We start from the raw sequence: 23,226 nt of genomic DNA on the forward strand, positions 1-23,226 counted from the left end.
GCGTTCCTCTCTTGGCTGTCGCCGCTGTCTCTAGTTTTCCTGCAACAAAGGTTGCAGGGCTTTATCAATGGCCTCCCGGGCGCGGAAGATCCGGGAGCGCACGGTGCCTACAGGACATTGCATGACGCTCGCAATGTCTTCGTAACTCAGACCGTCGAACTCGCGTAAAGTTAAAGCCGTACGCAAATCTTCGGGCAATTGCTGGATGGTTCGATGGACGGTGCCTTCGATCTCATCCCGCAGCAACGCACGTTCTGGTGACTCGAGATCCTTGAGGCCATGATCGCCATCATAGAACTCGGCATCCTCAGAACTTACATCGCTATCCGGCGGCCGGCGGCCGCGTGAAACCAGATAGTTTTTCGCCGTGTTGATGGCGATGCGGTAAAGCCACGTATAAAACGCGCTGTCCCCGCGAAAATTACCAAGTGCGCGGTAGGCCTTGATGAAGGCTTCCTGAGCGACATCTTGCGCTTCATGGGTGTCGTGCACGAAACGCACGATCAACCCGAGAATTTTGTGCTGGTATTTAAGCACTAGCAGATCGAAAGCTCGCTTGTCGCCGCGTTGGACGCGCTCGACCAGCTGCTGATCCTCTTCCTGGGTTAGCATGAACACTCCTCGATAAGCTCGAAGGAGGCTTGCATTACTAATTGACCGGGCTTGCAAACATAGACTCGGGCTTTTCGCAAAAGTTCTCCCCCTTCCAAGCAAGTTTCCGGCGCGCTCTGATCTCGGCACGCACGAAAAACGCAGCAGGAGATTCCCCGGCTGCGCGAATAATCTGTCACCGGGCCTGACGGCAGAGACTCCAATCGAAATCTTGCACCAACCCGACGCTGCTCCCTTTTGCAGACAACCGTCTATTGAACGTAGGCGCTTGGCAAAAGTTCCCGCTATCTATAGCGCTGTATACTGAATATCAGGCAACCGTGACGAGATAAACAGCGTTCTGTCCTCGAAACGGCGGCCTTATCGACGTTGTACCCAAACCGGCAATCCGACGAAGCGTGTCGCTTTTCCGTCACGCTGGTTTCACATTGCCATGAATGCCCGGCTATTGTGCCGATCCCCCCCTCTATATACTAGTGGGCTGCGTGGCTGCCTGACCCGTTGAAGCGGTGTCTTGCGCCAACCCCGACCCGGGTCGCCTTGAGCGGAAACCATTCGAATGAGCCAACAGTTTCAACACGATGTTCTGGTAATCGGCAGCGGAGCCGCCGGATTGAGCCTTGCACTGACGTTGCCTGCGCATTTGCGCATTGCAGTACTGAGCAAGGGCGACCTGGCCAACGGTTCGACCTTCTGGGCCCAGGGCGGCGTCGCCGCCGTACTGGACGATACCGACACCATTGAGTCCCATGTCGACGACACCCTCAACGCCGGTGGTGGCCTTTGCAATCCACAGGCGGTGCGTTTCACCGTGGAACACAGCAGGGAAGCCATCCAGTGGCTGATCGACCAAGGCGTACCGTTTACCCGTGACGAACAATCGGGCACCGAAGACGGCGGTTTCGAGTTCCACTTGACGCGCGAAGGCGGTCACAGCCATCGACGCATCATCCATGCGGCTGACGCCACCGGTGCAGCGATCTTCAAGACCCTGCTCGCCCAGGCGCGACTGCGGCCGAACATCGAGTTGCTGGAACAGCGCGTCGCGGTCGACCTGATCACCGAAAAACGCCTGGGCCTGGACGGCGATCGCTGCCTCGGTGCCTACGTGCTCAATCGCGGCACCGGTGAAGTCGATACCTACGGTGCGCGCTTCGTCATCCTGGCGTCCGGCGGCGCAGCGAAAGTCTACCTTTATACCAGCAACCCCGACGGCGCCTGCGGCGATGGCATTGCCATGGCCTGGCGTTCGGGTTGCCGGGTGGCGAACCTGGAGTTCAACCAGTTTCACCCCACCTGCCTCTATCACCCGCTGGCCAAGAGTTTCCTGATCACCGAAGCCCTGCGTGGAGAAGGGGCCCACCTCAAACTGCCCAACGGCGAACGCTTCATGCAACGCTTCGATCCGCGCGCCGAACTGGCGCCGCGCGACATCGTCGCCCGGGCCATCGACCACGAAATGAAGCGCCTGGGTATCGATTGCGTTTACCTGGACATCAGCCACAAGCCCGAAGCGTTCATCAAGAGCCACTTCCCGACGGTGTACGAACGCTGCCTGGAGTTCTCCATCGACATCACCAAGCAGCCGATTCCGGTGGTGCCGGCAGCGCATTACACCTGCGGTGGCGTGATGGTCGACCAACAGGGCCGCACCGACGTGCCTGGCCTGTATGCCATTGGCGAAACCAGCTTCACCGGCCTGCACGGCGCCAACCGCATGGCCAGCAACTCGCTGTTGGAATGCTTCGTCTACGCCCGCTCGGCGGCGGCAGACATCCTGGCGCAATTGCCGCAGATTGCCGTTCCAGCCGCCCTGCCCTCGTGGGACGCCAGCCAGGTCACCGATTCGGATGAAGACGTGATCATCGCGCACAACTGGGACGAACTACGGCGATTCATGTGGGACTACGTGGGCATCGTGCGCACCAACAAGCGCCTGCAACGAGCACAACATCGGGTGCGCTTGCTGCTGGATGAAATCGACGAGTTCTACAGCAACTATAAAGTCAGTCGGGACCTGATCGAACTGCGCAACCTGGCCCAGGTGGCCGAACTGATGATTCGCTCGGCCATGGAACGCAAGGAAAGCCGGGGACTGCATTACACCCTCGACTACCCGAACCTGCTGCCCGAGGCACTGGACACTATCCTGGTGCCGCCCACCTACGCCGACTGAACCTGAGCTGCACCCGCAGGCGCCGATGAACATCCGGCGCCAGCGCATCGCGCGGCACACACACCGACCGGACCCGCCGTTCACCCTGCACGCGAAAACGCAGCACGACGATCATCGGCAGCGCCAGGCTATCGGGGCGCAGTTGCACAGCCCGCCACCCATCGGCCCGGCTCCAGAGTTGCCAGCCAGCGGCATTACGACGCAACCCGCAGAAAGCCCGGCGATGGGTCAGCACGACATATCGGGGGATCACCCAAGCACCATGGGCCAGGCACAATACAATGCCGAGCGCTGCGAACCAGGATGGGACGGACAACAGGCACAACGAACCCAGGGCGAACACCTGGGCCAGCAGATAAGCCGCCAGCAGTTGCCCGGAGGCCTGCCAGCGGCATTCGAAGCGATTACTTGGGCTGGACACGGTCCAGAATCATCCGGACCATGCGCTGCAACTCAGGGTCTTCGGATTCACTGCGCTCCATGAACCAGCCGAACATGTCCTGATCCTCGCATTCGAGCAGGCGGACATAGCACGCGCGGTCCACTTCATTGAGATGGGGATAGACCTCTTTGACGAATGGCACCAGCAACACGTCCAGCTCAAGCATGCCGCGGCGGCTGTGCCAGTAGAGGCGATTCAGTTCAACATCTTCGACCATGGAGCGCTCCTCAAATAGAGCGCAAGTATACAGGCCCCGCCGCAGTGGAACAGACAGCTTTGGTCGGGCACCACCGATCCTTTGTGAACTACCCATTTCAAGGGCGCCCCCTTATGATGTCTACCAGACCTTTTATCCTGCGATGACCCATGGCTGATTCCGCTTTTTTCTGCACCCTGTCCCACGAAGGCGTCCTCGCGGTCCGCGGCGTGGATGCCAGCAAATTCCTGCAAGGCCAATTGACCTGCAACCTCGACTACTTGAGCGACAGACGAGCCAGCCTCGGCGCCCGCTGCACCCAGAAAGGCCGGATGCAATCGAGCTTCCGCATTTTGCTCGAAGGTGACGGCGTGTTGATGGCCATGGCCGCCGAACTGCTCGAACCGCAACTGGCCGACTTGAAAAAATATGCCGTGTTCTCCAAATCCAAGCTCACCAACGAAAGTGCGGCCTGGGTTCGCTTCGGCCTGGAAAACGCCGACAAGGCGCTCACCGACCTGGGTCTCGAACTGCCGAGCGACACCGACAGCGTGGCTCGCCATGAAGCCTTGATCGCCATCCGCGTATCTCCCGGTCGCGCCGAATTGTGGGCCCCTGCCGAACAGGCACAGACGCTGCGAACCCGCCTGGGCGCAGAACTGGCCGAAGCGGACCTGAACCCCTGGCTGCTGGGCCAGATCCGCGCCGGAATCGGCCAGGTCATGCCGGCCACCCGCGAACTGTTCATCCCACAGATGCTCAACCTGCAAGCCGTCGGCGGCGTGAGTTTCAAGAAAGGCTGCTACACCGGCCAGGAAATCGTCGCCCGCATGCAATACCTGGGCAAGCTCAAGCGACGCCTGTATCGCCTGCAACTGGACGCCAGCGAACTGCCGGAACCCGGCACAGCGCTGTTCTCCCCCACGCATGGCAGTTCCATTGGCGAAGTGGTGATTGCCGCCCGCGGCGAAGGAAATATTGAACTGCTGGCAGTATTGCAGGCCGAAGCAGCAGAAGATGACAATCTGCACCTCGGCGCCTTGGAAGGCCCACGCCTTCAACTGTTGGACCTGCCTTACGAACTGGATCGCGACCGCGAAATCCAGCGCTGATCGCAGCATTTGCCGCAATACCCTAGAGAACCGAAATGAGCGATTTGGCGGATAAGGTCCAACGGGATTTGGTGCAAGCCATCGATAACGACGACTTGGTTCTGCCGACATTACCGGAAGTGGCCCTGCAGATTCGCCGGGCCGCCGAAGACCCGGAAATCAGCGTCAGCAACCTGAGCAAAGTGATCGGCCGCGATACGGCCCTCTCGGCACGCCTGATAAAGGTGGTCAACAGCCCACTGCTGCGCGCCACGCAGGAAGTCACCGACCTGCACACGGCCATCACTCGATTGGGCGTCAACTACAGCAGCAACCTGGCCATCGGCCTGGTCATGGAGCAAATTTTCCACGCCCGCTCCGAGGTGGTGGAACTGAAGATGCGCGAGGTCTGGGGAAAGAGCCTGGAGATCGCCGGCGTCAGCTATGCGCTGTGTCGCGGTTACACCCAACTCAAGCCCGACCAGGCCGCGTTGGGTGGGCTGGTGCACCAGATCGGCGTGTTGCCGATCCTGACGTATGCGCAAGACAACAATGAATTGCTGTCGGACCCGGTCAGCCTCAACCACGTCATCGAAACGATTCACCCGGTGCTGGGGGACAAACTACTTAGCGTCTGGGAATTTCCGGAGCGGTTGGTGAAGCTGCCGGGGCTGTATCTGGATTTCACCCGGGATTCCAAGCAAATCGATTATGTCGACCTGGTGCAGGTCGCGGCGCTGTATTGCTACAAGGACACTGATCACCCGCTCAGCCGAATTGATGTGTTTTCAGTCCCGGCTTTCAAGAAACTGGGGATTGACCCGGACAACAAGGCCCGCTGCGTGGATATCGAAGAAGCGCGGTCGATGTTTTATTAAGCCCAGCCTGACAACCAGGAAATCTGGGCCAGATGCTGACCTGAACAGACACACCGCAGTGATAGCAAATCCTGGGGCGCTACGCGCCCAACGGGGATAAATCCCCTCGCCACAACAGTGTTCGGCCTTGGCTCAATCTGAACCTGGGATAAAACTCACCCGCACCTTCAACCCCCGCTCCTGCCCATCATGCAAGGTAATCTGCGCCAAGTGGGCACGGCAGATTTCACCCACGATCGCCAACCCCAGGCCGGAGCCGGCCACTTGCTGGTTGCGTCGATAGAAGCGCTCGAACACCCGATCCCGCTCGTGCAGCGGAATGCCGGGGCCATCGTCCTCGACCTCCAGCACGGCCGGCGCAGAAACCCGCAGGATTACATTGCCGCCCGATGGGGTATGGGCCAGGGCGTTGTCCACCAGGTTGCTCAACAACTCGTTCAACAAGGTCGGCTCGCCCCGCAACCACACAGGCTCGTCGGCTTCCAGGGCCAGCGCCACCCCTCGGGCATGGGCCAGCGGGGCCATGGCCATGCCCAACTCACGAGCCAACTGGCTGAGATCAAGCAGTTGCGCGCCGCCCTCGGCAATGGCCCGGGCGCCGTTTTCCACACGCGCCAAGGACAGCAATTGGTTAGCCAGGTGGGTTAACCGGTCAGTACCTTGGGCCGCAGTTTCCAGGGTTTCACGCCAGGTCGCCGGTTCGCTGGCTCGCAAACCCAGCTCAAGGCGGGCCTTGAGTGCAGCCAAGGGCGTGCGCAGCTCATGGGCGGCATCAGCGATGAACTGCGCCTGACGCTCGAACTGCCCGCGCAGACGCTCGGTGAAATGGTTGAGGGCGCGCACCAGCGGCCAGAGTTCATGCTGCACTTCCACCAGGGGCAATGGCCGCAGGTCATCCGACTGGCGCTCTTCCACCGCCGTGCGCAAGCGTTCCAACGGGCGCAATGCCGCGCTGACTGCAAACCACACCAACAGCAGCGCGCCCACGGCCAGCATGCCCAGGCGCAACAGCGTGTCGGCCATCAGCCCGCGGGCCATGCTGACCCGCGCCTCTTCGGTCTCCGCTACACGAATTTCCGCCATGCCGTTCATGTTCGGCTCGCTCACGGCCTTGAGCAGGCTCACCACCCGCACGTTCTGGCCCTGATAGCGAGCGTTGTAAAAGCGCGCCAGGGCTGGGTAATCGTCCGTGCGCGGCGTGCCGGGCGGCGGACCGGGGAGGTTTTCATAGCCGGAAATCAGCTTCTTGTCGATGTCATTGACCTGGTAATAAATGCGTCCGGCGCTGTCGTAGGCGAAAGTATCCAGGGCCACGTAGGGCACATCCGCACTGAGGCTGCCGTCACGCGCCGAAAGGCCCGCTGCGATGGTCCTGGCCGAAGCCAGCAGGGTCCGATCGTAGGCGGTGTCGGCAGCCTCGCGACCGTTCCAATAGGCGCTCAAGCCGCTGGCGAGCATCAATACCACCAGCAGCAGCGCGAGGTTGCGAAGCAGCCGCCAGCGCAGACTGTCGGGCTTATGCATTGCGATTTTCCAGCAGGTAGCCCAGGCCGCGGAACGTCACGATCGCCACCGCATGACCATCGAGTTTCTTGCGTAAGCGATGGACGTAGATTTCGATGGCGTCGGGGCTGGCCTCTTCGTCCAGGCCGAACACCTGGGCCGCCAGTTGCTCCTTGCTCATCACCCGCCCCGGCCGGGCGATCAATGCCTCCAGCACGGCTTGCTCACGGGACGTCAGCGTCAACAGTTCATCGTCGAGGGTAAACCGGCGGGTGTCCAGGTCATAGACCAGCCCGCCACAGCGCTGCTGGCGCTCGCCGCCCAGTACGCTGCGGCGCAGCAGGGCCTTGACCCGGGCCTCCAGCTCAGTGAGTTCGAATGGCTTGGCCAGATAGTCGTCGGCACCGAGGTTGAGGCCGTGGACGCGGTCCTTGACGTCGCTGCGGGCAGTCAACATCAGCACGGGCAAAGTCTTGCCGCGAGCCCGCAAACGCGCCAGCACCTCGAAACCGTCCATGCGCGGCAGCCCGACATCCAGGACCGCCACGGCGTACTCCTCGCTGCTCAAGGCCAGGTCGGCCGCGACGCCGTCGTGCAGCACGTCCACGGTCAAACCGGCACTCTTGAGCGCTTGGGCAACGCTTTCGGCGAGCTGCAGATGGTCTTCGACGAGCAGAACACGCATGGGTTTTTCCTCGATTCAGGGATGGCCGACGCCATTCTTTGGCGCGGAGTTTACAGCCGCATCCGCCACTGTGAAGCCAAAAAACACGCTGAAAGCTTTTGAAAGGTTAGCGAAAGGTTGGGCCGTTAGAGTCCCTTTACGGATAGTTTCGACTGACCGTCGCGGCGCCCGATCGCGAATGAAAAATGCCACGAAGCATTTTCGTCCTGAATAAGAAGAATAAAAGCGGAGTATTCACCATGCTGTCCATGCAGCTACAGGCCCCAGCGCCTGCTCGCCCTTCTCGCTTCAACCAGACCGCCTTGGGCGGTGTCGCCCTGCATCCAATCCCGGTAATGACCTGCGCGCCCCGTCAGCGATGACTTGGGCGGGGTCCGTCAACGACACATTTTCACCACGCATAACAACAATCCTGTGGAGACAACAATGAACCTTTCCCTGCGTAAAGTAGCCCTGGCCGCCGGATGCCTGATGTTCGCCGGGCAGTTGCTCGCCGCTGATCCATCCAAAGAGCCCAAGCGCCCCGAATGCATCGCCCCAGCCTCTCCCGGCGGCGGTTTTGACCTGACCTGCAAACTGGCGCAAAGCGCGCTGGTCAATCAAAAACTGCTGACCAAACCGATGCGCGTCACCTACATGCCAGGCGGCGTCGGCGCAGTGGCCTACAACGCAGTCGTCGCTCAGCGTCCGGCCGACGCTGGCACGCTGGTGGCCTGGTCCAGCGGCTCGTTGCTGAACCTGGCCCAGGGCAAGTTCGGTCGTTTCGATGAAAGCGCCGTGCGCTGGCTGGCCGCCGTCGGCACCAGCTATGGCGCCATCGCCGTGAAAAGCGATTCCCCCTACAAGAACCTCGACGATCTGGTACAGGCCCTGAAGAAAGACCCGGGCTCCGTGGTCATCGGCTCTGGCGGCACCGTCGGCAGCCAGGACTGGATGCAGACCGCCCTGATCGCCAAGGCCGCCGGCATCAACCCGCGCGACCTGCGTTACGTGGCCCTCGAAGGCGGCGGTGAGATCGCCACCGCGCTGCTGGGCGGCCACATACAGGTCGGCAGTACCGACATTTCCGACTCCATGCCTCACATCCAGAGCGGCGACATGCGCCTGCTGGCCGTGTTTGCCGAGAAGCGTATCGACGAGCCGGAGATGAAAGACATTCCAACCGCGAAAGAACAAGGCTACGACATTGTCTGGCCGGTGGTTCGTGGCTTCTACCTCGGGCCAAAAGTCAGCGACGAAGACTACGCCTGGTGGAAGGACGCGTTCGACAAGCTGCTGGCCTCCGAAGAGTTCGCCAAGCTGCGTGACCAGCGTGAGCTGTTCCCGTTCGCCATGACCGGCCCGGAACTGGATGCCTATGTGAAGAAACAAGTGGCTGATTACAAGGTGCTGGCCAAAGAGTTCGGCCTGATCCAGTAACCGTCTCTGTTCTCGCGGCGGCGCCGGCACTGTCGGCGCCGCCCAGGAGTTAGTCATGCTCACCATCCAACGTATTTTTGCCGCGGTGCTGCTACTGGCCTGTATCGGCCTGGCACTGATGGCCTGGCCCTATCAAGCGGCCTTTTCCTACGAACCGGTCGGCCCGCGCGCCTTTCCCTTGCTGATGCTCGGGCTGATGGGGCTGGCATTGCTGTACATGCTGTTTCGCCCGACGCCCATCGTGCATAGCGACGAAGACCCGCACCTGGACCGCGAAACCTTGCAGAAAATCGGTATCTGCGTGGTGCTGCTGCTGGTCTTCGCCGGCACCTTCGAACCCTTGGGCTTCATTCTTGCCAGCATCCTGATCGGCGTGCCGATGGCGCGCCTTTACGGCGGTCGCTGGGTGCCCAGCGTGGTGATCATCAGCCTGATGGCCATCGGTCTTTACCTGTTGTTCGACAAGCTGATGGACGTGCCGCTGCCCCTGGGCCTGCTCGACGTCCTGGAGAATTGATATGGATACCCTGAATTATCTCGGCCAGGGTTTTGGCGTTGCACTGACCCCCTACAACCTCGTCACAGCACTGACCGGCACCCTGATCGGCACCGTGGTCGGCCTGCTGCCGGGCCTGGGCCCGATCAACGGCGTGGCGCTGCTGATCCCGATTGCCTTTGCCCTGGGGCTGCCGCCGGAATCGGCGCTGATCCTGCTGGCCGCGGTGTACCTGGGTTGCGAATACGGCGGACGTATCAGCTCGATCCTGCTCAACATCCCGGGTGAAGCTTCCACCGTGATGACCACCCTCGATGGCTATCCAATGGCCCGCCAAGGCCTGGCCGGCGTGGCGTTGTCGCTGTCGGCGTGGAGTTCGTTCATCGGCGCGTTCATCGCCACCTGCGGCATGGTGTTGTTCGCACCGTTGCTGGCCAAATGGGCGATTGCCTTCGGGCCGGCGGAATATTTCGTCCTGATGGTGTTCGCCATTGTCTGCCTCGGCGGCATGGCCGGCGACCGACCGCTCAAGACCTTCATCGCGGCGCTGATCGGCCTGTTCCTGTCCAGTGTCGGGATCGACGCCAACAGCGGCGTGTACCGTTTCACCGGGGACAACATCCACTTGACCGACGGCATCCAGTTCGTCGTGCTGGTGCTGGGCCTGTTCTCCATCAGCGAAATCCTGTTGCTGCTGGAAAAAACCCATCGCGGCCAGGAGGCGGTGAAAGCTACCGGGCGAATGATGTTCAACTTCAAGGAAGCCGCGTCGGTCTTCACTGTGAACCTGCGCTGCGGCGTGCTCGGTTTCATCATGGGCGTGCTGCCGGGTGCTGGTGCGACCCTGGCCAGTGCCGTGGCCTATATGACGGAAAAACGCATTGCCGGCGCCGGTGGCTCGTTCGGCCAGGGCGACAAGCGCGGCCTCGCCGCCCCGGAAACAGCCATCGGTGGCGCGGCCTGCGGTGCGCTGGTGCCAATGCTGACCCTCGGTGTTCCCGGCTCGGGCACCACCGCGGTGATGATCGGCGCGCTGTCGCTGTACAACATCACGCCCGGTCCACTGCTGTTCCAGCAACAGCCGGACATCGTCTGGGGCCTGATCGCGTCGTTGTTCGTCGCCAACATCATGCTGGTGATCCTCAACATCCCGATGATCCGCATCTTCACCCGGATCCTGGCGGTGCCGAACTGGGCGCTGGTTCCGGTCATCGCGATCATCACCGGGATCGGTGTCTATGCGGTGCATGCCACCACGTTCGACCTGTTCCTGATGATCGGTATCGGCATCTTCGGCTATATCCTGCGCAAGCTGGACTTCCCGCTGTCGCCAGTGCTGCTGGGCTTCATCCTCGGTGGCCTGATGGAGCAGAACCTGCGGCGTGCGCTGTCGATTTCCAACGGTGCACTGGAGATCCTCTGGTCGAGCCCGATCACGTTCGGCTGCTGGATCCTGACAGCGATCATGCTGTTCATGCCATTGCTGCGAATCTGGCGCCGCCGCGCCGCTCAACGTCGCGCCCTGGCCAATGTCTGAGGCGACATTCAGACAATGGTGGGGAACACCGCTGGTCGGCCTGGCCGGCGGTTACCTGGCCAGCCTGATCGGCTGGCCTTTGCCCTGGATGGTCGGTTCGTTGCTGGCGATCATCCTGGTGCGCTGTCTTACGCCGTGGCAACTGATGGAAATCCCCGGCGGCCGTAAGTGCGGCCAATGGGTGGTGGGCATCGGTATCGGCCTGCACTTCACTCCTGTGGTGATGGAGCAGGTGCTGAGCCACTTCGGCCTGATCTTCTTCGGCGCGCTGATCACCAGCGTGTCCAGCGTGGTGAGTGTCTGGCTCATGCGTCGCACTGGCGAGGAGCGCGCCACCGCGTTCTTCTCGAGCATGCCGGGCGGTTCCGGCGAAATGGTCAACCTCGGTGCCCGCAACGGCGCGGACCTTAGTCGTGTTGCAGCAGGCCAGAGCCTGCGGGTGCTGGTGGTAGTGCTGTGCGTGCCGGCAGCCTTCAAGTACCTGTTGGGCGAAGGCTCGCCGGTGCAACACGCCACGACGGTGGACTGGCTGTGGCTGGCGATCCTGTTCCCGGCGGGCGCCCTGCTCGCCTGGGTCTGGGAGCGATTGCGCCAACCCAACCCCTGGTTGTTCGGACCCTTGCTGGTAAGTGCGGCGGTGAGCGTCGGTTGGGACCTGCACATCGGCCTGCCCAACGGCGCCAGCCAGGTCGGCCAGTGGTTGATCGGCAGCGGATTGGGTTGTCATTTCAACCGGCAGTTCTTTCGTCGGGCGCCGTCGTTCATGGGGCGTACCCTGATCGGCACGGTGTTGACGATGCTGATCGCCACGCTTGCAGCCCTAGGCTTGAGCACCTTGACCCATCTGGATCTACGTTCACTGACACTCGGTATGATGCCCGGCGGCATCGCGGAAATGAGCCTGACGGCGGAAACATTGCAACTGTCAGTGCCATTGGTGACAGCGTTGCAGGTGATGCGATTGCTGTTTGTGTTGTTTCTGGCGGAGCCGTTGTTCAGGTATTGGATGCGCAAGCCGGGTTCGGACTTATAGACCAAGTTGCCTTCATCGCGAGCAAGCTCACTCCCACAGGGACTTCGGTCGAGCTCCAATTTCGGCTTCACACAATGTGGCGAGGGAGCTTGCTCCCGCTGGCCTGCGAAGCAGGCCTCTGCATTTTTTCAGCCGGACCGCATGATCCGATTTTGCGACTGCTGCGCAGCCGAGCGGGAGCAAGCTCCCTCGCCACGGGTTGTGGGTGGTTTGGGCTCGCGATGAAGCCCTGACTGCCGACCACTTAAAGCGGCGGCAACCGCCAATCAATAGGCGCCTCGCCATGTTGCTCAAGGAACTTGTTGGCCCGACTGAAATGCCCGCACCCCAGAAAACCCCGATAAGCCGACAACGGTGACGGGTGAACCGAGGTCAGCACCAAGTGCTTGGTAGCGTCGATCAGTTTCTGCTTGCTCTGGGCATGGGCGCCCCATAACAGGAAGACCAGGTTCTGCTGGTGTTCGCTGACCACTTCGATGACCCGGTCGGTGAAATGCTGCCAGCCCTTGCCTGCGTGGGCGTTGGCGTTGGCACGCTCCACGGTCATGGTAGTGTTGAGCAGCAACACGCCTTGGTCGGCCCAGCTTTGCAGATAGCCGTGGTTGGGAATATCGATGTTCAGATCGCGCTTCAACTCCTTGTAGATATTGACCAGCGACGGCGGCGCCGGCACACCCGGTTGCACCGAGAAACACAAGCCATGGGCCTGGCCCGGGCCGTGATACGGATCCTGGCCGAGGATCACCACCTTGACCTTGTCCAGCGGTGTGGAATTGAGGGCATTGAAAATCAGCGGTGCCGGTGGATAAATTTCCTTGCCGGCGGCGTACTCCCGACGTAGGAATTCGCGCAACTCCGCCATGTAGGGCTGGTCGAACTCGGCACGCAGTGCCTGCTTCCAGCTCGGTTCGAGTTTGATACGGTCGTCGGCAGTCATGGTTGCATCCGGTAAAAACAATGGGCGCACCCTAGGAAAGCCTACATGGCTTGTCAATTGATCTGACGCAGAACCAGCACTTTCCCACGCAGCGGTCATACTGAGTATTCAAATTTCTGATCGAGGTCACGATGAATCTGCACTTCGAAGAGCTCACCGGCATCGACGGTGCCCGTATCGGCATCGCCACCCTGGACGCCGAAAAATCCTTGAATGCCTTGTCCCTGCCGATGATCAACGCCTTGCGTGATCGTCTCGATGCCTGGGCCCGGGAGCCACAGGTCGTGTGCGTGTTATTGCGCGGCAATGGCGCCAAGGCTTTCTGCGCCGGCGGTGAAGTGCGCAGCCTGGTAGAGGCCTGCCGTGCCCATCCCGGTGAAGTACCGCCGCTGGCTGCACAATTCTTCGCCGCGGAATACCGCTTGGACTTCAACCTGCACACCTATCCAAAACCCCTGCTGTGCTGGGGGCATGGTTATGTACTGGGTGGCGGCATGGGCCTGCTGCAAGGCGCCAGTACCCGCATCGTCACGCCAAGCAGTCGCCTGGCCATGCCGGAAATCAGCATCGGCCTGTACCCGGATGTCGGCGCCAGTTGGTTCTTGTCGCGCCTGCCCGGCAAGCTCGGGCTGTTTCTCGGCCTGACCGGCGCCCACATGAATGCCCGGGACGCCATCGACCTGGACCTGGCCGATCGCTTTTTGCTGGATGAACAACAGGACGACCTGATCGAAGGCCTGCTGCAACTCAACTGGCAGGAACAGACCGCGGTGCAGCTCAACAGCCTGCTCAAGGCCCTGCAACAGGAAGCGGTCGGCCAAATGCCCGAAGCCCAATGGCTACCACGTCGGCAGAAAATCGATGAATGGCTGGATGTCAGCGATGTGCGCTGCGCCTGGAAAGCCCTCAGCCTGCTGGTGGACCACTCGGACCCACTGATCGCCCGCGCCGCCAAGACCATGACCGAAGGTTCGCCCTTGACCGCTTATCTGGTCTGGGAACAGATCGCCCGTGCCCGGCATTTGTCCTTGGCCGGCGTGTTCCGGATGGAATACACCTTGAGCCTCAACTGCTGTCGCCATCCGGAATTCAGCGAAGGCGTGCGCGCGCGGCTGATCGACAAGGACCACAAGCCCCGTTGGCACTGGCCGGACATCAACCATGTGCCCGAGGCGGCGGTCGAGGCGCACTTTCACAAGGCGTGGGAAGGGCGGCATCCGTTGGCGGACTTGTCCAACGAGTAACGAGTCAGCAACTCCCACAAGAGCTATCCCATCGGGTTTATTGCAGGCACAAAAAAGCGGCGCTTCATGCGCCGCTTTCTGTTGCCCTGGGATCAGCGGTGACTGCCCCGTCCATCGTGATCGCCGCGTCCCCGATGATCACGTCCGCCTCGACCGCGTCGGTCGTCATTCCAGCCGCCCCGGTCATGGCCGTCCCAGCCACCCCGATTCGGATAAGACCGGTACGCCGCTCGCGGTGGCGAGTAGTAGCGTGGGCCTTGCTGATAGTAACGCGGTGCCGAGTAATGGCGCGGCGCCGGTTGGTAGTAACGCGGTGCCGAGTAATAGCGCGGCGCCGGTTGGTAATACCGCGGGGCGTAATAGCCACGCGGAGCCGAATAATAACTCCCGCCACTGTAATAGACCGGTGCCGGTGAGGTATAGACCTCGGAACGATAGTAGCTCGAGTCTCCGTCGTAGTAAGGCACGCATGCCGAAAGAGTCAAACCGAGAAACGCAATGAGGAGCAGTCGTCGATACATGGCGGCCTCCTGGACCGCGAATGAGCCGCATCAGCGACGCTGATGGGCGGCAGCCAACTTTGTGTGACTGACGCATATTCAGACAGCAAAATCGGAATCTGGTGCGACCTGGCAACAACTAGAAACATGTCGCTCGTCGCCCTCTTCCGGTGCGCGACGGCACCACAAGCAAGCACAAATCCGCCCTCAATCGTCGTTCCCCAACTCCTGCCCTCTCTATCCCGGGCCTTTGCCCGAATTGGCACGGCTCTCGCTTTAACAAATTCCGTGCAGGAGTCATCACAGGTTCGCGGCACCACAATTTGCAATGGCTGACTAGGGTTCCGGCTCGCCTCTGGCGAGTGACTGGTCCGAGAGTTGGCGACCTCCAGTTGAGGTTACACGGCGGGACAAAAGCCCGGGAGACAAGCCACCGTTCGCGGTGCCGCGTTGCTCCTGTCCGCCCTTGATCAACTGGAGAACCACCATGTTCAAGCTTCGTCTGTCCGCCCTGCTCCTCGCCGCGCTCTCGGCCCTCGTGAGCTTCTCATCCGCCGCCGCCCAAAAAGACCACTTCAGCGTCTGCTGGACCATTTATGCCGGCTGGATGCCTTGGGAATACGCCGGCAGCCAAGGCATCGTCGACAAATGGGCGAAAAAATACGGCATCAAGATCGATGTCGTGCAGCTCAACGATTACGTCGAATCCATCAACCAGTACACCGCCGGTCAGTTCGACGGCTGCACCATGACCAACATGGACGCCCTGACCATTCCCGCCGCCGGTGGCGTGGACAGCACCGCGCTGATCGTCAGCGACTTCTCCAATGGCAACGACGGCATCGTCCTCAAGGGCGAAGGCAAGAAAGTCACCGATCTCAAGGGCATGGACGTCAACCTGGTGGAACTGTCGGTGTCCCATTATCTGCTGGCCCGCGCCCTGGATTCGGTTGGTCTCGCCGAGAAAGACCTGAAAGTCGTCAATACCTCCGACGCCGACATCTCTGCCGCCTTCAACACCGACCAGGTCAAGGCCGTCACCACCTGGAACCCGATGCTCTCGGACATCAAGGCCCAGCCCGGCGTGAGCGAAGTGTTCAATTCCAGCCAGGTCCCTGGCGAGATCATGGACATGATGGTGGTCAACACCCAGACCCTGCAGGACAACCCGGCCTTGGGCAAAGCGTTGACCGGCGCCTGGTTTGAAGTGGTGGCGCTGATGAACGCGAAAAACGCCGCGAGCAAGACCGCGTTGGAGCACATGGCCAAGGCCTCGGGCACCGACCTGGCCGGCTTCCAGGCGCAACTGGACACCACCAAGCTGTTCGCCACACCCAAGGAAGCCCTGGGTTTCGCCACCAGCGAACAACTGCCCGCCACCATGGGCAAAGTCGCCAACTTCTCGTTCCAGCACGGCTTGCTGGGCGAAGGTGCCAAGGACGCCAACGCAGTCGGCATGGCGTTCGCCAATGGCGTAACCCGCGGCGACAAGGCCAACCTCAAGCTGCGCTTTGACCCGACCTACGTACAGCTGGCCGCCGACGCCAAGCTGTAAACCGGAGGACCTGGCATGCGCCTGATCAACCGCTATCCGGATCGCCCCAGCCGTTTATTGCTGGTGATCCTGCCCTTCGCGCTGGTGTTGTTCGCCTACTTCATGGGCTCGGCCGAACGGTTGACGGACAACCCCAACGACAAGCTGCTGCCCAGCGCCGTGCAAATGACCGATGCGGTGAAACGCCTGGCCTTCACCGCCGACGCCCGCAGTGGCGATTACTTGCTCTGGCAAGACACCGCCTCGAGCCTGCGCCGCTTGGCCATCGGCCTGGGCATCAGCGCCCTGGCCGGACTGTGCCTGGGCATTGCCGCCGGCACGTTGCCGCTGTTGGGCGCGCCGTTATCGCCGTTGCTCACCGTGGTGTCGATGGTGCCGCCGCTGGCCATCCTGCCGATCCTGTTCATCGTCTTCGGCCTGGGAGAATTGTCGAAAGTGATGCTGATCGTCATTGGCATCACACCGTGCCTGGCCCGGGACCTGGAACAGCGCGCCCGGGAAATTCCGCCCGAACTGCTGATCAAGGCCCAGACCCTCGGCGCTTCGACCTGGACGCTGATGCTGCGGGTGGTGCTGCCGCAATTGCTGCCGCGCTTGCTGATTTCCCTGCGGCTGATGCTAGGTTCGGCCTGGCTGTTTCTGATCGCCGCCGAAGCCATCGCCTCCACCGATGGGCTGGGCTATCGGATTTTCCTGGTGCGGCGTTACCTGGCGATGGACGTGATCTTGCCGTACGTGGTGTGGATCACCCTACTCGCCTGGCTGATGGACTGGTGCCTCAAGCGCCTGACCCGGCAAGCGTTCCCTTGGTATGAAGGGGCGAAGGCATGAGTTTCATTACGGTGAACAACGTCTGGCAGCAGTACGCCGATCAGGTGGTGCTCGAGCGCTTGAACCTGAGGGTCGCCGAAGGGGAGTTCTGCACCCTGGTGGGCGCGTCGGGTTGTGGCAAGTCGACCTTCCTGCGGTTGCTGCTGGGCCAGGAGCGCGCCAGCCGCGGACAGATTCTCCTCGATGGCGAACCCTTGGCCGGCGAGCCGGATGCCAGCCGGGGCGTGGTGTTCCAGCGTTATTCGGTGTTCCCGCACCTGAGCGTGCTGGACAACGTGACCCTGGGCCTGGAGTTGCCGCGCTCAGCACTTTTGGGGCGGCTGTTCGGCAGCGCCAAGCGCCAGGCCCGCGAAGAAGCCGCACAACTACTGGACAAAGTCGGCCTCGGCCATGCGCTGGATAAATACCCGGCGCAACTGTCCGGGGGTATGCAGCAGCGGCTGGCGATCGCCCAGGCACTGATCATGAAGCCGCGTGTCCTGCTGCTGGACGAGCCCTTCGGCGCCCTCGACCCCGGCATTCGCAAAGACATGCACGCCTTGTTGCTGGAGCTGTGGCGCGAAACCCGGCTGACGGTGTTCATGGTCACCCACGACCTGTCCGAAGGTTTCAGCCTCGGCACACGCCTGTTGGTGTTCGACAAGGTCCGCGTCGATCCCCACGCCCCCGGCGCCTATGGCGCACGCATCACCTACGACATCCCATTGAACAGCGACCGCCGCACCGCCCGTGCCGCCGTCGACGCCCTGCCCGCCGAACTGGCCGGCACGTTGCGTATTGCTTGAACGGAGTTTTTCATGACCGACTCGACCCACTTGTTTACGCCCTTCGCCGAAGAATTGCTGCCCGGTGGCGGCCACCGCTCCTTCGTGCTCAAGCGCGGCCAACTGCTGCGCCTGACCGACCTGCGTGGCGGGGCCAACGTGAGCCTCACGCTACTCAATGCCAACGAGAAAACCGAACGCCTGAACCTGCCCGACAGCCTCAAATGCCAACACACCGCCAAGCTCACCGCCGGCCACTGCCTTTACTCGGACATGGGCCGGGTGCTGGCGGCCATCACCGCCGACACCTGCGGCTGGAGCGACAGCCTGGGCGGCGTGCTCTGCGCCGAGGAAGTCGCGCAAAAATACGGTCAGGGCCGCTACCAGGAACTGCGTAACGGCTTCTTTCGCAACGGTACCGACAACCTGTTGGTGGAACTGGGCAAATGGGGACTGGGCCTGTCCGACCTGCTGATGACCCTCAACCTGTTCAGCCGGGTCGATGTCGATGAGGCCGGAAACTTTCACTTCGTCGAGGGCAATTCCCTGACCGGCGACTACATCGAGTTGTACGCGCCGATGGACACCCTGGTGGTGCTGACCGCGCTGCAACACCCGATGGACCCGAACCCGCAATACGCCCCGCAACCGCTCAAGCTCAGCTGGATGAATGCCGATGCCAGCGTCGCCGAGCACTGCCGCCTTTCGCGCCCGGAAAACCAGCGCGGCTTCATCAACACCGACCGCCTGTTCGCCTGAGGATCGCTGCCATGTCACACGCCATCGCCACCGCACACAAGCAACCCGACACCGCCGTCTACCGTGCCACGATTCCCGCCGGGGAACCCTGGCTGGTGGAGGTCAAGAAGGGCCAGACCCTGCGCATCCTCGACCTGGAAGGCAACCAAGCGGTCGATACGCTGTTCTACAGCCTGGCCAATCCCAAGGAACGCTACGACGTGCAGCGCACCCTGCGTCGACAAAACAGCGTTTATTTGAGCACCGGCAGCGTGCTCTATTCCAACCTCGGCCACCCGATGCTGACCATCGTCGAAGACACGTGCGGGCGCCACGACACCCTCGGCGGCGCCTGCGCCCAGGAAAGCAACACCGTGCGCTACGCCCTGGAAAAACGCTACATGCACAGCTGCCGTGACAACTACCTGCGGGCCTGTGCCCACGACGGTCGCCTGGGCAAGGGCGATATCGGGCCGAACATCAACTTTTTCATGAACGTGCCGGTCACCGCCGATGGCGGCCTGACCTTCGAAGACGGGATCTCGGCGCCAGGCAAATACGTCGACCTGCGGGCCGAGATGGACGTGATCGTGTTGATCTCCAACTGCCCGCAACTGAACAACCCGTGCAACGCCTACAACCCCACGCCTGCGGAGCTTTTGATATGGAACTGAAACTCACCCGCCTGCGGCGCTGGCTGTTCGCGTTGTGCCAGAGCCGGTCGGGGCAGTGCATCAAATAACGCCCTGATCCCTTGTGGGAGCGAGCAAGCTCGCTCCCACAAGGGGCGCAGTGATGTTTGGAAATTTCGCCACCTGGGACGACCCCGGCGGCCATCGAAAACTGCGGGACGGCCCGCATCCCAATTCAGGCAGACCTGCATGCCTGAGGGGTAATGCCATGTTCGAAAAAATCCTGATTGCCAACCGTGGCGCCATCGCCTGCCGCATCTTGCGGACCCTGCGCGAACTGAAGGTCCAAGGTGTCGCGGTGTATTCCCAAGCCGACGCCGCCAGCTTGCATATCCTCCAGGCCGACGAAGCCCACTGCCTGGGCGAAGGCGCGGCGGCCGGTACTTACCTGGCGGTGGACAAGCTTTTGGCGATTGCCAAAGGCAGTGGCGCGACCGCGATCCATCCCGGCTACGGCTTTCTCTCGGAAAACGCAGCCTTCGCCGAAGCCTGCGAAGCGGCCGGTATTGCCTTCATCGGTCCGACGCCAGAGCAACTGCGTGTGTTTGGCCTCAAGCACACCGCCCGCGATCTAGCTCGGCAACACGGCGTGCCGCTGCTCGAAGGCACCGAACTGCTCGACAGCCTCGACGCCGCACTGTTGGCCGCAACCCGGATCGGTTATCCAGTGATGCTCAAAAGCACCGCCGGCGGCGGCGGAATCGGCATGCGCGTGTGTCGCAGCGCCGCTGAGCTGAGCGAATCCTTCGAAGCTGTGAAGCGCCTGGGCCAGAACAACTTCAGCGATGCCGGAGTGTTCATCGAGAAGTACATCGAACGCGCACGGCATCTGGAGGTACAGGTGTTCGGCGACGGCCAGGGCCAGGTGATCGCCCTGGGCGTGCGCGACTGCTCGGTGCAACGGCGCAACCAGAAAGTCCTCGAGGAAACCCCGGCGCCGAACCTGCCCGAGGGCATGGCCGACGAACTCTGCGCAGCGGCGATCCAACTGGCCCAGGCCGTGAACTACCGCAGCGCCGGCACTGTGGAGTTCGTGTTCGACAGCGACGCGGGGCGCTTCTATTTCCTGGAAGTGAACACCCGCCTGCAAGTGGAGCATGGCGTCACCGAGCAGGTCTGGGGCGTGGACCTGGTGCGCTGGATGGTGCAATTGGCGGCCGGTGATTTACCGCCACTGAACGAGCTGGGCCAAGGTTTGAAAGCCGAGGGCCACGCGATACAGGCGCGCCTGTATGCCGAGGACCCAGGCCGGGATTTCCAGCCAAGCCCAGGGCTGCTGACCGCCGTGAAATTTCCCCAGGCCGACGGCAAAGCACTGCGCATCGACACCTGGGTCGAGGCCGGTTGCCAGATCCCGCCCTACTTCGACCCGATGATCGCCAAGGTCATTCGCTGGGCGCCGACCCGCGAGCAAGCGCGCCTGGGCCTTTATCAAGCACTGGATGAAAGCCTGCTGTACGGCGTCGAGACCAACCGCCAATACCTGCAACAAATTCTCCTCGACACACCGTTTGCCAGCGGCCAGCCCTGGACCCGCTGCCTGGAGGCGTTGGTCTATCGAGCCAACACCGTCGAAGTGCTCAGCCCAGGCACCCAGACCAGCGTCCAGGACTATCCCGGCCGCCTCGGTTATTGGGCCGTGGGTGTACCGCCGTCAGGGCCGATGGACAGCCGTTCGTTGCGCCTGGGCAATCGCCTCTTGGGCAACGAAGAAGGTGCGGCGGCATTGGAAATCACCATGAACGGGCCGCTGCTGCGTTTTAACTGCGCCGCCCGAGTGACGGTGACCGGTGCGGTGATTGCCCTCACGCTCGACGGTGAAGCGGTGCCGATGAATACACCGTTGTCGATTGCTGCCGGCGCCACCCTCGCGATCGGCAATATCTCTGGCGCCGGGGCACGCAGTTACCTGTGCCTGCAAGGCGGCGTGCAAGTGCCGGATTACCTGGGCAGTAAAAGCACCTTCACCCTCGGCCAGTTTGGCGGCCACGGCGGACGAGCGTTGTGTACCGGCGACGTGTTGCACCTGACACCGCTGGATGAGCACACGACACTGCCGCCAACCAGCGCACCGATCCTGGAACTGCCGAGCGTGCGCCAGATCCGCGTGATCTACGGCCCCCACGGCGCGCCCGAATATTTCACCGAGCGCTACATCCAGACCTTCTTCGACACGGCCTGGGAAGTGCACTTCAACTCCAGCCGCACCGGCGTGCGCCTGATCGGGCCGAAACCCGAGTGGGTCCGCGCCGACGGCGGCGAGGCCGGGCTGCACCCTTCCAATATCCATGACAACCCCTACGCCATCGGCGCCGTGGACTTCACCGGCGACATGCCCGTCATCCTCGGCCCCGACGGCCCGAGCCTGGGCGGTTTCGTCTGCCCGGTGACGGTGATCGAAGCGGACCTCTGGCAGTTGGGGCAACTCAAGGCAGGGGACAAGGTGCGATTCGTGCCGGTGGATATATCGACCGCCCGCTCACTGGCGACACACATCCCTTGTGGCGAGGGAGCTTGCTCCCGCTCGAATGCGCAGCACTCGCCAGACAATGGTCCTACCGATAAAGAGTTGGGGCCGCTTCGCGACCCAGCGCGAGCAAGCTCGCTCGCCACAGGTTCTGGGTGCACACAGAAATGGGGGTCGCCTGTGGTATTGGATATCGGCCAGGACGATACCCGCCTGGTGGCAAGGCTATCTGGCGACACCCACCTGCTGCTGGAAATCGGCGCCCCCGAACTGGACCTGGTGCTGCGCTTTCGCGCCCACGCCTTGATGCAAGCGTTGGAACACAAACACCTGCCCGGCGTGATCGACCTGACGCCGGGCATTCGCTCGCTGCAAGTGCACTACCAACCCGAGCAATTACCCCTGGCCGATCTACTGTCCATCGTCGCCGGGGAATGGGACGCCGTGTGCGCCGCGCAAGACCTGCAAGTGCCGTCGCGCATCGTCCATCTGCCATTGTCCTGGGACGATCCGGCTTGCCAACTCGCCATCGAAAAATACATGACCACGGTGCGCAAGGACGCGCCCTGGTGCCCGAGCAACCTGGAGTTCATCCGGCGCATCAACGACCTGCCCAACCTCGATGAGGTGCAACGCACCGTGTTCGATGCCAGCTACCTGGTGATGGGTCTGGGGGACGTCTACCTCGGCGCGCCGGTCGCCACGCCGCTCGACCCGCGCCATCGCCTGGTAACCACCAAATACAACCCGGCCCGCACCTGGACCGCGGAAAACTCGGTAGGCATTGGCGGCGCCTATATGTGCGTGTACGGCATGGAAGGCCCGGGCGGCTATCAGTTCGTCGGGCGCACGTTGCAGATGTGGAATCGTTATCGGGACGTCGCCGCCTTCGACGGCAAGCCGTGGCTGCTGCGGTTTTTCGACCAGATCCGCTTCTACCCGGTCAGCGCCGATGAACTGCTGCGCATCCGTCGGGACTTCCCCCTGGGCCGCTTCGACCTGGCGATCGAGCACAGTCAGCTCAATCTCGCTGAATACCAGCGTTTCCTGGCGCAGGAGGCTGACAGCATCGCTGCGTTCCGTCACCAGCAACAACGCGCCTTCGAGGCCGAGCGCGAGCGTTGGATCGCCAGTGGCCAGGCGCACTTCGACAGTGAAGAGCCGGCCATCGCCCCGAGCGAGGATTCGCCGCTGACTGACGGTCAACTGAGTGTCGACAGCCACATCGCCGGTAACCTCTGGCAGGTCCAGGTGGAGGTTGGCGCTCGGGTCGCCGCTGGCGATGTGCTGGTCATCCTGGAGTCGATGAAGATGGAAATCCCGGTGCTGGCACCCGTGGCCGGCGTGGTACGCGAGGTGCGCGTGCAGCCCGGTTCGGCGGTGCGCGCCGGACAGCGCGTCGTGGTGCTGGAACGTGACTGAACTCAATC

21 protein-coding genes and 1 riboswitch are annotated in these 23,226 nt (G+C 62.1%); of the genes, 14 read left to right on the top strand and 7 right to left on the bottom strand.

Annotation, left to right across the window (positions count from 1 at the left end; all coding sequences use genetic code 11):
• Positions 1-30: 30 nt before the first annotated feature.
• Entirely contained in the window at positions 31-612 is a 582-nt protein-coding gene (gene rpoE / locus TK06_RS13865; protein ID WP_003172477.1) for an RNA polymerase sigma factor RpoE, read from the bottom strand.
• Positions 613-1,171: 559 nt separating this feature from the next.
• Between rpoE and nadB the strand changes: the two genes are divergently transcribed.
• A complete protein-coding gene (gene nadB / locus TK06_RS13870; RefSeq protein WP_063322532.1) occupies positions 1,172-2,788 on the top strand; it encodes an L-aspartate oxidase in 1,617 nt (538 codons plus the stop codon).
• On the opposite strand, the gene TK06_RS13875 is transcribed toward nadB, so the two are convergent.
• Together TK06_RS13875 and TK06_RS13880 are read right to left on the bottom strand one after the other, a co-directional pair.
• Positions 2,757-3,209 (bottom strand): protein YgfX, encoded by a 453-nt coding sequence (locus TK06_RS13875; RefSeq protein ID WP_063322533.1) that lies wholly within the window; start codon positions 3,207-3,209, stop codon positions 2,757-2,759. The genes nadB and TK06_RS13875 overlap by 32 nt on opposite strands.
• Positions 3,193-3,447: a succinate dehydrogenase assembly factor 2 gene (locus TK06_RS13880; RefSeq protein ID WP_003184348.1), complete on the bottom strand. Its 255-nt coding sequence runs from the start codon at positions 3,445-3,447 to the stop codon at positions 3,193-3,195. The genes TK06_RS13875 and TK06_RS13880 overlap by 17 nt, the downstream gene beginning before the upstream one ends.
• Positions 3,448-3,596: 149 nt before the next feature.
• On the opposite strand from TK06_RS13880, the gene TK06_RS13885 reads away from it, so the two are divergent.
• Complete coding sequence (locus TK06_RS13885; protein ID WP_063322534.1) at positions 3,597-4,538, top strand: YgfZ/GcvT domain-containing protein; 942 nt, start codon at positions 3,597-3,599, stop codon at positions 4,536-4,538.
• A gap of 35 nt (positions 4,539-4,573) precedes the next feature.
• Positions 4,574-5,395: an HDOD domain-containing protein gene (locus TK06_RS13890; protein WP_063322535.1), complete on the top strand. Its 822-nt coding sequence runs from the start codon at positions 4,574-4,576 to the stop codon at positions 5,393-5,395.
• 132 nt (positions 5,396-5,527) lie between these two features.
• Here the strand turns inward: TK06_RS13890 and TK06_RS13895 are convergent, their stop codons facing one another.
• Both TK06_RS13895 and TK06_RS13900 read right to left on the bottom strand, forming a co-directional pair.
• On the bottom strand, positions 5,528-6,919 hold the full coding sequence (locus TK06_RS13895) for a sensor histidine kinase (protein ID WP_063322536.1): 1,392 nt from the start codon (positions 6,917-6,919) through the stop codon (positions 5,528-5,530).
• On the bottom strand, positions 6,912-7,583 hold the full coding sequence (locus TK06_RS13900) for a response regulator (RefSeq protein ID WP_063322537.1): 672 nt from the start codon (positions 7,581-7,583) through the stop codon (positions 6,912-6,914). The genes TK06_RS13895 and TK06_RS13900 overlap by 8 nt, the downstream gene beginning before the upstream one ends.
• Positions 7,584-8,009: 426 nt before the next feature.
• Here TK06_RS13900 and TK06_RS13905 point away from each other — a divergent pair, with 426 nt between their 5' ends.
• From TK06_RS13905 to TK06_RS13920, 4 genes are read left to right on the top strand one after another with little or no spacing between them, the layout of a single operon-like run.
• A complete protein-coding gene (locus tag TK06_RS13905; RefSeq protein WP_063322538.1) occupies positions 8,010-9,002 on the top strand; it encodes a Bug family tripartite tricarboxylate transporter substrate binding protein in 993 nt (330 codons plus the stop codon).
• Positions 9,003-9,057: 55 nt separating this feature from the next.
• Positions 9,058-9,519 (top strand): tripartite tricarboxylate transporter TctB family protein, encoded by a 462-nt coding sequence (locus tag TK06_RS13910; RefSeq protein ID WP_063322539.1) that lies wholly within the window; start codon positions 9,058-9,060, stop codon positions 9,517-9,519.
• 1 nt (position 9,520) lies between these two features.
• The gene (locus TK06_RS13915; protein WP_063322540.1) at positions 9,521-11,035 is read left to right on the top strand and encodes a tripartite tricarboxylate transporter permease; all 1,515 of its coding nucleotides are present in this window, start codon (positions 9,521-9,523) and stop codon (positions 11,033-11,035) included.
• Positions 11,028-12,068, top strand: coding sequence for an AbrB family transcriptional regulator (locus tag TK06_RS13920; protein WP_063322541.1), 1,041 nt, complete (start codon positions 11,028-11,030; stop codon positions 12,066-12,068). Before TK06_RS13915 ends, TK06_RS13920 begins: the two co-directional genes overlap by 8 nt.
• 244 nt (positions 12,069-12,312) lie before the next feature.
• Here the strand turns inward: TK06_RS13920 and ung are convergent, their stop codons facing one another.
• Positions 12,313-13,005 carry a uracil-DNA glycosylase gene (gene ung / locus TK06_RS13925; RefSeq protein WP_063322542.1) on the bottom strand — a complete coding sequence of 231 codons (693 nt, stop codon included), beginning with the start codon at positions 13,003-13,005 and terminating at the stop codon, positions 12,313-12,315.
• A 131-nt stretch (positions 13,006-13,136) separates the two neighbouring features.
• Here ung and TK06_RS13930 point away from each other — a divergent pair, with 131 nt between their 5' ends.
• On the top strand, positions 13,137-14,249 hold the full coding sequence (locus TK06_RS13930) for an enoyl-CoA hydratase/isomerase family protein (protein WP_063322543.1): 1,113 nt from the start codon (positions 13,137-13,139) through the stop codon (positions 14,247-14,249).
• Between the two features lie 92 nt (positions 14,250-14,341).
• On the opposite strand, the gene TK06_RS30875 is transcribed toward TK06_RS13930, so the two are convergent.
• Positions 14,342-14,770, bottom strand: coding sequence for a hypothetical protein (locus tag TK06_RS30875; protein ID WP_086936650.1), 429 nt, complete (start codon positions 14,768-14,770; stop codon positions 14,342-14,344).
• A gap of 304 nt (positions 14,771-15,074) precedes the next feature.
• Positions 15,075-15,176: riboswitch (guanidine-I (ykkC/yxkD leader) on the top strand.
• Between the two features lie 60 nt (positions 15,177-15,236).
• On the opposite strand from TK06_RS30875, the gene TK06_RS13935 reads away from it, so the two are divergent.
• The 6 genes from TK06_RS13935 (at position 15,237) to uca (ending at position 23,218) form a co-directional block, all read left to right on the top strand.
• Positions 15,237-16,304, top strand: coding sequence for a putative urea ABC transporter substrate-binding protein (locus tag TK06_RS13935; RefSeq protein ID WP_063322544.1), 1,068 nt, complete (start codon positions 15,237-15,239; stop codon positions 16,302-16,304).
• A gap of 15 nt (positions 16,305-16,319) precedes the next feature.
• Complete coding sequence (locus TK06_RS13940; RefSeq protein ID WP_063322545.1) at positions 16,320-17,135, top strand: ABC transporter permease; 816 nt, start codon at positions 16,320-16,322, stop codon at positions 17,133-17,135.
• Positions 17,132-17,920 carry an ABC transporter ATP-binding protein gene (locus tag TK06_RS13945; protein WP_063322546.1) on the top strand — a complete coding sequence of 263 codons (789 nt, stop codon included), beginning with the start codon at positions 17,132-17,134 and terminating at the stop codon, positions 17,918-17,920. Before TK06_RS13940 ends, TK06_RS13945 begins: the two co-directional genes overlap by 4 nt.
• Positions 17,921-17,932: 12 nt before the next feature.
• Positions 17,933-18,658: an urea amidolyase associated protein UAAP1 gene (locus tag TK06_RS13950; protein ID WP_063322547.1), complete on the top strand. Its 726-nt coding sequence runs from the start codon at positions 17,933-17,935 to the stop codon at positions 18,656-18,658.
• An 11-nt stretch (positions 18,659-18,669) separates the two neighbouring features.
• Positions 18,670-19,311: an urea amidolyase associated protein UAAP2 gene (locus TK06_RS13955; RefSeq protein WP_063322548.1), complete on the top strand. Its 642-nt coding sequence runs from the start codon at positions 18,670-18,672 to the stop codon at positions 19,309-19,311.
• A 226-nt stretch (positions 19,312-19,537) separates the two neighbouring features.
• Entirely contained in the window at positions 19,538-23,218 is a 3,681-nt protein-coding gene (gene uca, locus TK06_RS13960; RefSeq protein ID WP_063322549.1) for an urea carboxylase, read from the top strand.
• Positions 23,219-23,226 lie beyond the last annotated feature (8 nt).

The organism is Pseudomonas fluorescens, assembly GCF_001623525.1.
Lineage (GTDB): Bacteria > Pseudomonadota > Gammaproteobacteria > Pseudomonadales > Pseudomonadaceae > Aquipseudomonas > Aquipseudomonas fluorescens_Q.